Source organism: Oleiphilus sp. HI0117, assembly GCF_001635235.1.
The window spans coordinates 1-11,784 of record NZ_LWGA01000648.1 but is presented as its reverse complement, the minus strand read 5'-3'; the positions used below and the strand labels follow the sequence as shown (position 1 = coordinate 11,784).

Sequence of the window (11,784 nt, the reverse complement as noted above, 5' to 3'; positions counted from 1 at the left end):
ATTAATATCTCGTCAACAATCCCAAAACAACAGTGAAAGCCGGACCAAGAGCAAGTAGAAGTTGTAACGGGTTTCAAATGATAATTTTCAGGATTAAATACCGGAAATTGAGACGAACTTGTTATCGTGAAAAGCTCCTCATCAATCTCAATTGAGTTTTGAATTTGTACAGTCATACGTCTCATCCTTTGAGGGTTGTGCTTTTATGTTTATCACTTTAACCTTTAAAGCGACAATCATTGTCGCCAATATTTTTTGATGAGAAAAAACACTCAGTACAAGCCCAAGCTACACTCACTAGAGCTTGTAACATCTCAGCAAATTGTTGGATAGATTGCAGGGACAAGAACGATTACATGGTCGATGTAAACATAAAATTAATTTGCAGACATAGAGTCCGGGGAGCTTTTTGGGATCAATCTATAAGGTGGGGTAATACAGTTAGTCTTCATCACCTTTTAATTTGATAATCTTATATAAAGCAACAAAGAACCATATATTAACAATATGCGCTAACCATCCTGCATCTCTTTCAAACAGGCTCAGCATTACACTGATAAAAGCAGACGCAACCAATATTGATAAACCGGCATTTAAATAGTGATGTAACTTTGCTTCCATAATTATTGCCCCAACCATTAACCAATACAGAGACCTAAACTTAATCCAACTACGCAATAAACAATATCCACGTTCTAGTGGATATAAACAATTGCTTCTGAGCAAGCATCTAACCCTATCGAAAAGCCTTTTCAGTTAATTTTGCAGTTGATTAGCTATTTCTAATAGATCACCTGACCTAAATAATATTTTCCTCCAGCTTAGAGGAATACTATCAACACCATAAAACGCTCCAGCTAACTGGCCACATATCGCAGCGGTAGTATCGGCATCATCTCCTAAGTTTGCCGAAGCAAGAATGGCACTCTCAAATGTGTCTGTTGAGTAGAAGGCCCATAATGCCGCCTCTAAACTCTCTACGACATATCCACTGCCTTTTACTTCCCTTTCATTTAACGATAAGAAAGCACCATCTTTTATGCACTCCATAGAACTAGGAAACATTACTTCACCAACAGCCTTTTCAAACAACTTTTCCTTTTCAACTCCATTAAATGCTAAAAACAACATCACAGCCAAGAGCCTACATGAAGAAAGGCATTCGTCACTACCATGAGTCGTCTTTGAACTAAGCTCCGCGTACTTCAAACAGGCTTCTAGATCTCTGTGGCAATAAATAGCAACTGGAGCTAAGCGCATAAGAGAGCCGTTTCCAGAGTATTTTGATTCAATCCTTCCTGCTATTGGGTTGCCAGTTTTCTTGTATCTAATTAAAGCTTGGGAAACCTGCTTTCCCATTCCAAATGGATACTCTCTACACGAGTTGTAACCTTCGTTAGCCCAACGCCAATATCGAGCCATTTGATCTTCGACATCAAAACCATTCTCAATCAAGCTATCCGCTAGACATAGTGCCATTGCGGTGTCATCTGTCCACTCACCTGGGTTCAATTGAAACTTCCCTCCACCGATCATATCAGTTAAAGGCGTGAATCTTCCACGCGAGCAAAACTCAACGCTAGCTCCAACTGCGTCACCACAAGCTAACCCCAATAATGCACCCTGAAATTTACTTTTCTTCAATTTGATCATATTAACTGCAATATTAATTAATGAAGACGGGGGGTAAATTATATATCCAGCTTTGATTCAACATTATGAAAAGCATCTTTAAAGACATTATTATTTACCAAGCCCCAAAAATCGCGAACCCCATCAAACATTAAAAGCAGAAGCCATTAGCTGCTGCTCACTACGAGAGATACCAATGTCTTTGGCCACTGACTCCCAGCTACTAACGACACTTAATACTTCTTCTTTGATGCCTTCCGCCTCGGTTTCACCTAGCTGAAAAAAGTCGATCACTTCCATTGCAAGATCATAATCGAGGCTATTGTTATCATCGGTAATATTGAGATGTAAACCATTTGATGGTGTCACGGGATTAATATCATAGGCAGGAGATAATACCCAGCCACCGCTGCGGTATATGAAGCCATGGTTTCTTAAATGATCATCTGTGTTTGAAACTGCAATGTTAAAGACAACTCGTCGCCACAATTGCTCAAGATCTGCTTTTGTATTTGAGCCCTGTTCGGTGAGAAACTGGGCAAGCTCCAAGTAACTTGCGTCATAATCACCATCGTAATAACCAAGCTGAGTCATCGCCGAAGTAAAGTGTAGGCGGCTCAACTCCGTCCGATCAAATCGCTTGGTCAAAAAGGTATGGTGATGAGAGTTGAACTTCTCAATTCGGCTTTCCGCCATGTCGATACCAGCGTCCAGAGCGAGTTTATAAACAAGGTTTTCCCAAGCAGCAATATCATGATCGTCATAACGACTGGGAAATTTAGCGATCCATAAATGACCATCCTCATCGACAACGCTAGCTTTGGGTCTTGCACCACCTAGTGACGAACCTGGCGACATCAGCATGTAAAGCCATTTCAAATATTCTGGGTCATCACTGTCACTGGTTTCTACCTTCATTGCTGCATGCTCAAGTTCACGCAGTGAAGAGATAGGAGGCGCAGCCAATTCTTCATCGTTATCCAGAAATTCACCATTGGGATCAGTTTTGAATCGCAACGCCCCTTGGCGATAAAGATCATGGACACCTAAAAGATAATCGATTTCATGAAAAACACGAGGCTTACGATCTTCCTGGCGGGCCACAATCGCTTCTCGACGCTTCATCAATAAACGTCCCCATCGGTCTGGGCATGAATCTAGGAAGACCCGAAAATTGCTAGAGTCTGAGCTATGTTGCTCGCCGGTAAATAGCTCCAAATCAGGATCAATTTTTTGTGCAAATGAAGATGTCAGCCAAGATGGATCGTAACTAAAACTAAAATGCTCCTTGCTCTTCGTGATTGATGAACGCAAAGTCCCAACAAGCATAGGCTCACTGAATTCTTCCCAATCAGCATAGACATGCACTTCGATACTCATCTTGATCTACCCAACAATTGTATATCTTGAAGCTTGCGACCAAGTTCATCATCTCTTGCTACTTGAGCTAAATCATCAACCAATCCAATGACCCCCAGTACAGCCACATAATGCCCGATAGAGACGGTCGGGTCTCCCCGCTCAATTTTTCGGATGGTCAAACGACTTAACCCTGTTCGTTCAGAAACAAGTGATTGAGAGTATTTACGTCGCTTACATGCTAACTTAATGTTCTCACCTAATAGTGCAAGTACTCTCCGGTTCTTAGGGAATACGACGGCCTTTCGCTTATCAGAAGACATAATATGATCACTATAACTACCATTTATATTGATACTGGTAACTATAGCATTCAAATCAATCATCGCAAGCATAATTGATCACTACAGCTTTGCGAACTAATTTCGAAAATGGTTGTAGTTAAAACTCCTTTTTCACAACTATTCCTGATAACCTAATGCTTCTCTTAAAAAATAATGAAAAGGAATTTCATAATGAGTAACGGACTAGCATTAACTCGCGAAGCTAAACAAAACAAAAACGAGCTATTTTTTCATATCAGGGATTCAAACGGCGAATTGATCACTATCAGGCAATCAGTTGCTTCAGTGAAGGGAAGACAGGTTCGAATTAATATTCAAGCACCTGACAATGTTGGTATTGTGCGCGGTGAAATCGTGTAGTTATCTACTACCAAAATGAGGTGAACCAACGCAATGAAGACATGGGTGAAGTATCTGGCACTATTTACCATTATTTTTTCAATTAGTGCGAGTGCTGACACCCTAACCTTCAGCAAAGCTAAAAAGAAGCTTCAGCACGTTTACTTTGACCACCAACAATCATTCTATTGCGCGTGCACCTATTCCAAACAGTTAAAGATCGGTAGCAAGAACAAATACCTGTTAAGCCCGGACTGGAATAGTTGCGGATACGTGCCCCGTAAGCAACCCAAACGAGCATCACGGATCGAATGGGAACATGTAATGCCTGCCCACCACTTTGGACAGCACATGCAATGTTGGCGCGATGGTGGACGCAAGAAGTGCAAGAAAGATCCTACCTTCCGCGCTATGGAAGGTGATATGCATAACTTAGTACCTGCTATTGGTGAAGTGAACGGTGATCGTTCAAATTTCAAGTATGGAATGATTGAAAGTGAAAGTCGTGTTTATGGTAAATGTGATGCTGAAGTAGACTTTAAGACAAAACGCTTTGAACCTGCTTCATACGTCTATGGTGACATTGCCCGAATCTATTTCTACATGAGTGACCGTTACAACATTAAACTGAGCAAGCAGCAAAGGAAGTTATTTGACGCGTGGAATAGGCTTGATCCCGTTGACAGCTTCGAACGGATTAGAAACAAGCGTATAGAGGCCATACAAGGCAATCTGAACCCCTATATCAAATAACCTTAGAGTTCAGATGAAACGTACAAACTAGTGTAAGATTTCATTGCTAAACTCTAACTCAGAACATCCCATAAATACACTCCAAGTAATATATGTCCAATAATAATAAACACTGCAACAACCTCTTGAAACTGAGGAACCAATGTACACATTTGCGTCACAGCAAGTGCAAACAGTAGCGTCAGTGGACTACTTGTTTTTCTTATTTTCATCACCCTTATCCCCAAATATTGGAACGATTAGCAGGTAATAGATAACCATCAAAACTAGGAGTGGAATTCCAGCCCAAGGGAAAAACAAACACAACACCAAACAAGCAACAACAGGATGAAAGTACAGCATAAAATCACCTTTTCTATTGAGGGTTCAAGAGTTTCTTATTAACGATTTGGCTTACTCAGAATTAGGATATCGCCACGACTCAAAAGCCTTTTTTTGTTTCTGATCTCATCAAATCCGTCACTTTTTTGTGGATTTCTTAGTCTAGTTCTGGTTATTTGTTCGTGAGCGGAAGACGGCGCTGGGTGCTTATATTTAGACAAAACAATAGCCACCAGAATTATAGATAGTATCCCTATCCACTTAAACGTAAAGGATAAGCCAATAGCGCATGTTTTCGTGTCAGAAATATTGCAGTAAGCAATGTACTCCGAGTGTAAAACAAAGATTAATAGCACCAAGGGAGAGCATAAACAAAGCACCTTAATCACTTTATGGTGCTTGTTCCATATGCAGGCGATAAACGCCCAGCGAGTTATTAGATTAAGCATAGTGACACTACCCCCAAAGAGAGATTCCAAAAGCGCTCATGACAGCAAACAGCCCCATATTCTTAATTTTGTCGTATAGCTTATCCTCTTCTTCGCGAACTATAGATTCCAATTCTTCACGACTAAAATCTCTTTCATCTTTCCCAGCAAGTAAAATACGGTTCTTAGAGTTTTGAATTGCTTTTTCTCTAATATGGAGACGGTACTTATTTGATATAGAATTAACTAACTTCATCAGATTTGTCCTCTCTATTGGTCTATTAACACTAAAGTATTTTCAACTATTCCTAACTCATGCTAAGGCCTTATTTTCTTGCTCATTTGGCTCTTTGTATGGTTTATACTTCTTTAGCAAATTAACTTCTTGCTCCACAAGATTCAGTCCCATGGAGCTTCCATAAAAAAATCTAAAGACTCCCTAAATTGCATTACCTGACCATCAAGTTTTTCCTTGGAGTCAGCTGGGCTTTGAATAATTTCATCCATCATTTTGATATGTTCAATGTAGTGCTCTTTGAGATTATCACTACCCGTATTAATTGCTTCTTCCGCTTTACTAAATTCTGAGACAACATTATCAATGACAGTTTTTCCAGTATTGTTCTCGTCCATAGTCTTAATAATTTGTTTGGCTAATCTTTTTTGCCAAGTATCACCGAAGAGACGCTTAGCACCTAAAAATGCAATACCACCAAGTATCCCAGCTAAAACCACAGGCCCGCCAATAGCCGCTATACCTGACATAACCCCAGCAGAGCCTCCTGTCGCACTAAATCCAATTCCAATTGAAGATAGTAAACCGACGCCTTGTGCAGCAACTGCATATCCACCCAATGCCCCCATTGTAGATGCGTAAATGCTTAAACCAGCCATTAACCCACCTCCAACTCCCAACCCAGCAAAGGCTCCTCTAGAATCGAATGGAATTGTTACTTGATTGCTACTATCAACTCTGTTGAAACTCGAGGTAAAATCATCCAAGTTTTCGCTTATCTCTTGTTCTAACTCCCCCACCTCTGTCATGTATTGCTTTTCTATATGCAATTGAATCCTTTCCATGATGTGAGGGAAGGCATATTCTTTTGCTTCATTCTTATCCTTATATTTGTCTTTTATAATCCCTTCTAGATAATCAACTTCTTTATGCCGAGCAATAAGGCGCTCGGAAAACATTTTCAGTGCAGCAGTTTTTTTCTTCTTACTGGTCAGCAGTGAAGATCTGAGGTTTTCAATTTTTGATGTTTTGGCTGCGACATTTTCAGGACGTATTGCTTCTTTGTATGAGGTAATCAGATTCTCAAACTGAATAATCTCATTTTCAGCCTGCGAGATCTTTTCTGATAAATAGGAACAACCCTTTTCTTTAAATTCAACTAGAGTTCTATCTACATTTCCATCAATCATCGAAGGCATAGTAGATTGGAGATAGCTTGTAAGCTCATCAGTCAAATCTTTTCTACGATCCACTGACTCAGCCCAGAACGTAAAGAATCGACTAGCTAGCGTATCAGGTGAAATAGGTTCGCTATAGTCTTTCGTTCTTTCATGCAGCAATCCATCATTATCACTAATGAGAAAATGGTTATAGATACGAGTTGCCGCTGTTTTCTTTAGTTCATCTAACTGAACATCTGACCAGTTATCAGAAGCCTGACTGACAACAAAGAAAATATTATTCATTGGAGGCAAATCAAAGTTTTGAGGTTCAGGTACTGACTTAATCACAGTACGCAAAGACGCTATATCAGTACTATCCATACAGCCCGTTACGGGAGACATATACACAAGAGTGTCAAGCATTGTTAGTACTGAGAGAGCCTTAGTCGTATCACTTCGATCTCCTCTCCCTAAGTCTGTATTGGAAAAACCTGGCGCATCGAGAATGTTGCATGCTGTTAAGATTGGTGCATCAATGAACACAACACAGCTATAAGCGTCGCTCTCTTTTTCTTCAAAGTGGTCATGAACAATTTCGTCAGACAATAAATCATAACCGCCAGCCTTATAGATTATGTCGTTCTGCTCATAGTAACTCGGAGAATCTAACAAAGAGATGTCACATAGTTCGTTAAAAATAAGAACGTCATCTTTAACCGTCTCAGGTCTATCCTCAATGTGTTTCAAAACAGTAATAGCACTGGTAGTCGGCTGTAGCTTTGAAGGAAGCTTTGCTTCTCCTAGCAAGTAATTTATGAAATGACTCTTTCCTGCATCGGAACGCCCCATGACACCAAGATTTGGTTTTCTGGCAACTGCTGAAAGCCTGCTTAGCAAACTTCCAATTAGGTTTTCGGTTTCGTCATTAGTCGATATTGATGGCTTGCTAAAGTAAGACCTAAGTAAACTTGAATGCTTTAATAGATTTACATAAGGAGGTGTAATGCTGAGCGCCTCCATTTCCTCTTGGTCAGTTAGAAGGTCATTTAAGGTAACTCCATATAGCTTACAGAGACTAAGTAATAGTTTGGGCGATGCACTCTCAGGGTCAGCTTCAGCTCTTTGGTAAATGGATAAAGACACACCTACTAAGGTAGCTATCTCCTCTTGACTCTTTTTTGGATTCAACCCCAACCTCAACTTTTTCAACGTACTCATAACCCATCCTCTGTAGACTGCTTGAATAAAAAATAGCCTACCTTCCCAGGTATTGCAAACAAATATTTATATTCTGCACATTATTGCGCAATCCCAATCATTTTATTGCAGCAATACATCTTAGAATTACTCTAGAACAACCAACACAAATATTTTTTCCGAGAATACATGTAGTGCACTGGATAAATTCAGTAACATTAGCGTTGTTGTATTTGATTTGAAAAAAGAAGCTTTCAGAAGGGTTCCGAGTATGATTCAACATTTTTGCATACTCCCTTTGCTGCTGAAATCAGAAGGCATGGTGGTCAACAAGAAGCGCACTTACCGAGTTTACACCGAAGAAGAAATACAAGTTCGCACAAAGAAATGAAAGAAGCTTACGCGCCCCATGTTAGTAATGGACTTGCCTGCGCGAGTAAATGAACGTTGGTCTATGGATTTTGTTGCAGACCAGCTTAGCAACGGTCGTCGTTTTAGAGTGCTTAACGTCGTTGATGACTTTAGTCGGGAGATGGTCGACCAACTGACAGAGTTCTCGATCAGTGGCGCACGAGTATCGCGTTTTTTAACTCAGCTGATCGAGACTCGTGGCAAACCAGATGGCATTACCTGTTACAATGGGACTGAATTTACCAGCAAAGCAATGTTCTTCTGGAGCAAAGAAACCGGAGTAAAACTCAACTTTATTCAGGCAGGAAAGCCGACACAAAATGCTTATATAGAAAGCCTGAATGGAAAATTTCGAGATAGCTGTTTGAACTTACATTGGTTCCGAAGCATTGAAGAAGCGAGATATGAAATCGATCACTGGAGGCATCACTACAACCATGAAAGGCCACACAGTTCACTGAATTATTTAACACCAGTAGCCTTTGCAAACCAGGCTGCGTAAACTGAGCTTCCTCCAGAATCAGAGAAAGATATTATACGTATTAACTCATTGCCTGTTGATTGGGAGTATATTTCCTTCACTGATGTAACTAAGGGTTCAGCGAACAGCAAAAAAATAGAATACGGCTTTGCTGTGAAATATAAAATAGTTGATACAAACAGAGAGAAGACTTTACTCAAAAAAAGCACCTACAAACTACTTGATCTAATTGCTTCTCGTTGAGAGGGCGCTGTATAGCCAAAAAGAGAGTAGGATAAATACTGTAGAGAGGTGAAGGCATGACGCAGCATTTGTCTAAGTTGTGTGATTCATTGAAACGCTACTTAATCCGAACCCGTCTGCAGAAAACAAATCGCGCCCACAGCTAGAACAGACGAAAAGCATTACATCATTCACTTAGATTGGCACTTTAAAGAAGTTCCTTTGGGCGATAGCCATATCTAGTGTATTTCTTTAAGGTAGTGAGGCCTATCTATATGCGGAAACCTTGTCTTTTCAGACACTTCAGAGTCACTCAAGTGCCAAGTTGAGCGCAATTTTGGCGACACGTATTCGTGTTTTTAGTCACAACCAAGAGGAACTTATTCCAAACCCCTGATTTCAACTTCAAGGAAGTGACTAAAACCCTCTATAACAAACCGCCTGGTTAAAATAATCTTTGTGACTGTAGCCTTGCTAATAAAATAATAAGCAGGGCTATTAAAAACAATGGGCTCATCGAGCCTCCGCCAGATGAATTAGAGGATACTTCAACATCATTCACATCTCCATTACTCTGTTCAGCACCCTTGTCATCCTCAATGGGCTCATCAGAGTTATCTGAAGTATAATCGCCTTCATTGCTAGAATCGTCATCAATGTTGCTATTTGCTTCATCTATATCGATGATTGTGATGGTTGTTTCATCTACTCCCAAATGAGCAATGCCAGTTTGTACCATACCAAGCGTGAAAGTTTCATCGCCTTCCAAAAAACCTACCGGGTTATTGTTATCGTCCAGGCCAAAGTAAGTCTCCTCATTATATACTTGAATTTCAAACGTCTTGTCACTGGCGTCACCATCTGACCACTTCAAAGCTAGAGGTTTAAGAATTTCGTAATCTGAGATCGAATCTGGCTTCGCATCACCTAGCCCCGTATCATAAACCCAAGCTACTGCCTCGCCTTCACTCCCCCCCGTGCGGCTGACTTTAACAGTGATGAAACCACCATCTTCGTTAACCTCATAGTTCGCAGAAGAAAAAGACAGCGTCCCGGCTATCGCTTTACGGCTACCGACTTCGTAAGCACCAATATCGCAAGCAGAATCAGCACGTACATAATAGCGTTGGTCGAGCATCTTTTCTGAGTGGCAGTATTGTCCATCGCCAGCGTCAATAGCTGGATGCTCTGGTTCTAACTCTATGGTATGTGTATAGCCACCGTTGTCTTTAAGTTCACCTAACTTAGAATCGGCAAGCAAGCTCGGATGAAGCATGTCTATCACCGCGTTATGGCCACAGGTAGAATCACTAGCAAAATTATTACCTAGAGACTCTATATTCCCTACACAGTTTTGAAAACCTGACTCTGTATATATTAAAGTATTTCTTAGACCAACTGAGCCTTTCGAACTATCTATACTTGTACCACGAGTATCTTTATCTAGCGGCAAAGCGTTATGTACTAGTGTGGAATTGATGATTTCTAGTTCGCCATCGTTCAGGTACAAGCCTCCAGAATGCAATTCAGCACTATTATTAGCGATAGTCGAGTTAATAATGACTGAGCTACCCTCAGCATTGTTATGACCAATACCGACACCTCCGGCAGATGCAGCAGAGTTACCGCTCACCTCAGAGAATGACAGTTCAATCTCGTTATAAGCGTTAATTCCTCCAGAGTGGCTAAACTGGTGCGTGGCCTTATTATTGACAATTCGGCTGTTTGAAATCGAACCTGAAACCATGGCTATGCCGCCAGCGGCTATTTCTGCCTCATTATTTGCAACCAGAATATTCGATGCAGACATTTCACTCGAGTGAATAGCACCTCCAAAGCGCCCTGCTGTATTAGAGTTAAAACTTGAATCAACCAAAATTAGGCCGATACCTGTATACAAAGCCCCACCTTGATCACTTGCATGATTAGATGTGAAGCTAGAGTCTTTTATCACTGACGAATTAGTAAACTCATTAGTTCCAATGAACACAGCTCCACCATCTGAAGCTTGGTTCGAAATAAACGTTGAGTTCACGATAGAAGAATACTGGCCTTCTAAATTTGCGCCCCCACCATTACCTGAAGAAACGTTACCTTCAAAATGAGAGCTATCAATAGATATGTTCCCTTCGCTTTTAATTGCACCACCATTCGATGCTTCATTATTTAGAAAACTAGAGTCAGCGATTGAGACTATTCCGAGTTCTTGAAATATTGCAGAGCCCTCTTCCGTAGACACGTTCTCCCTAAAGGTTGTACCAGAGATAGAAGCTCTACCTCCGTCTAGGTAAAGACCTCGATAATTTGAATTAACCTGACTACTCGTGAGCTCTAGATTTCCTCCGCCAATATACATTCCTTCAATGTAGATTGCATTGGACTCTGGACCGGCATTGGTCAACACCACGCTATCTAGGTTTAAATCGCCCTCGCTATATATTAGTGCGGCTTTGTCATATGCCAATCCCTCTGTCATAGTGACATTAGAAATACTAAGTGTGGGGAGGACGTAATCTTCGTTTCTTAGCACCGAGACTAAGCGATAACTATTGTTGGTACTGCTTATTTCTGTGAGAGAGTCTCCAGCACCGGTTATGCTTAGATCATCCAAAATATCTAAATCACCTTCTGCAGCAAGGTCTTCCCCTATTTCACCAAGAGAAATTTTAAATGTACCTGCAGGAAGTGTAATTGCATCTGCACCTTGTAACGCATTAGCCTCCATCACCGCGGCTCGCAGCGAACAAGAACCATTAGCTGTCGCACAAACGCCATTACCAGGGTCGACGTCGACGCTATCGTTCGTATCGTTAACGGCAAAATTTGCTGCCTGACTTGTGAAACTTAAACCAACTAATAACGCACTCGAAATAAGTGCAGAAAACTTCAAGTTTGTTTT

Annotated in this window: 10 protein-coding genes and 1 pseudogene; 3 read left to right on the top strand and 8 right to left on the bottom strand. The window is 40.8% G+C overall.

Translation table 11 applies throughout. From position 1 onward, the window contains the following. Window positions 1-441: 441 nt before the first annotated feature. From A3757_RS08350 to A3757_RS08335, 4 genes are all read right to left on the bottom strand, one after another. Window positions 442-621 carry a hypothetical protein gene (locus A3757_RS08350; RefSeq protein WP_068739413.1) on the bottom strand — a complete coding sequence of 60 codons (180 nt, stop codon included), beginning with the start codon at window positions 619-621 and terminating at the stop codon, window positions 442-444. Between the two features lie 135 nt (window positions 622-756). Further along, window positions 757-1,653, bottom strand: coding sequence for an ADP-ribosylglycohydrolase family protein (locus tag A3757_RS08345; RefSeq protein ID WP_068739411.1), 897 nt, complete (start codon window positions 1,651-1,653; stop codon window positions 757-759). Between the two features lie 123 nt (window positions 1,654-1,776). Next, on the bottom strand, window positions 1,777-3,012 hold the full coding sequence (locus tag A3757_RS08340; protein ID WP_068739409.1) for a type II toxin-antitoxin system HipA family toxin: 1,236 nt from the start codon (window positions 3,010-3,012) through the stop codon (window positions 1,777-1,779). After that, on the bottom strand, window positions 3,009-3,386 hold the full coding sequence (locus A3757_RS08335; RefSeq protein ID WP_231878243.1) for a helix-turn-helix domain-containing protein: 378 nt from the start codon (window positions 3,384-3,386) through the stop codon (window positions 3,009-3,011). The genes A3757_RS08340 and A3757_RS08335 overlap by 4 nt, the downstream gene beginning before the upstream one ends. Before the next feature lie 120 nt (window positions 3,387-3,506). Between A3757_RS08335 and A3757_RS08330 the strand changes: the two genes are divergently transcribed. After that, window positions 3,507-3,695, top strand: a complete 189-nt coding sequence (locus A3757_RS08330) for a carbon storage regulator (RefSeq protein ID WP_068739407.1) — start codon at window positions 3,507-3,509, stop codon at window positions 3,693-3,695. Window positions 3,696-3,728: 33 nt separating this feature from the next. Beyond that, a complete protein-coding gene (locus A3757_RS08325; protein WP_068739406.1) occupies window positions 3,729-4,427 on the top strand; it encodes an endonuclease in 699 nt (232 codons plus the stop codon). Between the two features lie 189 nt (window positions 4,428-4,616). On the opposite strand, the gene A3757_RS25680 is transcribed toward A3757_RS08325, so the two are convergent. The 3 genes from A3757_RS25680 to A3757_RS08315 all read right to left on the bottom strand — a co-directional run bounded on the left by A3757_RS25680 (window position 4,617) and on the right by A3757_RS08315 (window position 7,792). Further along, a complete protein-coding gene (locus A3757_RS25680; RefSeq protein WP_156492081.1) occupies window positions 4,617-4,769 on the bottom strand; it encodes a hypothetical protein in 153 nt (50 codons plus the stop codon). Window positions 4,770-5,204: 435 nt separating this feature from the next. Continuing rightward, window positions 5,205-5,432: a hypothetical protein gene (locus tag A3757_RS08320; protein ID WP_068739405.1), complete on the bottom strand. Its 228-nt coding sequence runs from the start codon at window positions 5,430-5,432 to the stop codon at window positions 5,205-5,207. A 143-nt stretch (window positions 5,433-5,575) separates the two neighbouring features. After that, window positions 5,576-7,792 (bottom strand): dynamin family protein, encoded by a 2,217-nt coding sequence (locus tag A3757_RS08315; protein ID WP_068739404.1) that lies wholly within the window; start codon window positions 7,790-7,792, stop codon window positions 5,576-5,578. 271 nt (window positions 7,793-8,063) lie between these two features. On the opposite strand from A3757_RS08315, the pseudogene A3757_RS08310 reads away from it, so the two are divergent. Then, window positions 8,064-8,684: pseudogene (locus tag A3757_RS08310) on the top strand (IS3 family transposase); the annotation flags it as partial. Window positions 8,685-9,330: 646 nt separating this feature from the next. On the opposite strand, the gene A3757_RS08305 reads toward A3757_RS08310, so the two are convergent. Then, window positions 9,331-11,784, bottom strand: a 2,454-nt coding sequence (locus tag A3757_RS08305; RefSeq protein WP_082872077.1) for a choice-of-anchor Q domain-containing protein, incomplete at its 5' end; no start/stop codon positions are given.

Coding starts and splice junctions, on each gene's coding strand:
- A3757_RS08350 (WP_068739413.1), bottom strand. CDS start 621: ATGGAAGCAAAGTTACATCACTATTTAAATGCCGGTTTATCAATATTG.
- A3757_RS08345 (WP_068739411.1), bottom strand. CDS start 1,653: ATGATCAAATTGAAGAAAAGTAAATTTCAGGGTGCATTATTGGGGTTA.
- A3757_RS08340 (WP_068739409.1), bottom strand. CDS start 3,012: ATGAGTATCGAAGTGCATGTCTATGCTGATTGGGAAGAATTCAGTGAG.
- A3757_RS08335 (WP_231878243.1), bottom strand. CDS start 3,386: ATGCTTGCGATGATTGATTTGAATGCTATAGTTACCAGTATCAATATA.
- A3757_RS08330 (WP_068739407.1), top strand. CDS start 3,507: ATGAGTAACGGACTAGCATTAACTCGCGAAGCTAAACAAAACAAAAAC.
- A3757_RS08325 (WP_068739406.1), top strand. CDS start 3,729: ATGAAGACATGGGTGAAGTATCTGGCACTATTTACCATTATTTTTTCA.
- A3757_RS25680 (WP_156492081.1), bottom strand. CDS start 4,769: ATGCTGTACTTTCATCCTGTTGTTGCTTGTTTGGTGTTGTGTTTGTTT.
- A3757_RS08320 (WP_068739405.1), bottom strand. CDS start 5,432: ATGAAGTTAGTTAATTCTATATCAAATAAGTACCGTCTCCATATTAGA.
- A3757_RS08315 (WP_068739404.1), bottom strand. CDS start 7,792: ATGAGTACGTTGAAAAAGTTGAGGTTGGGGTTGAATCCAAAAAAGAGT.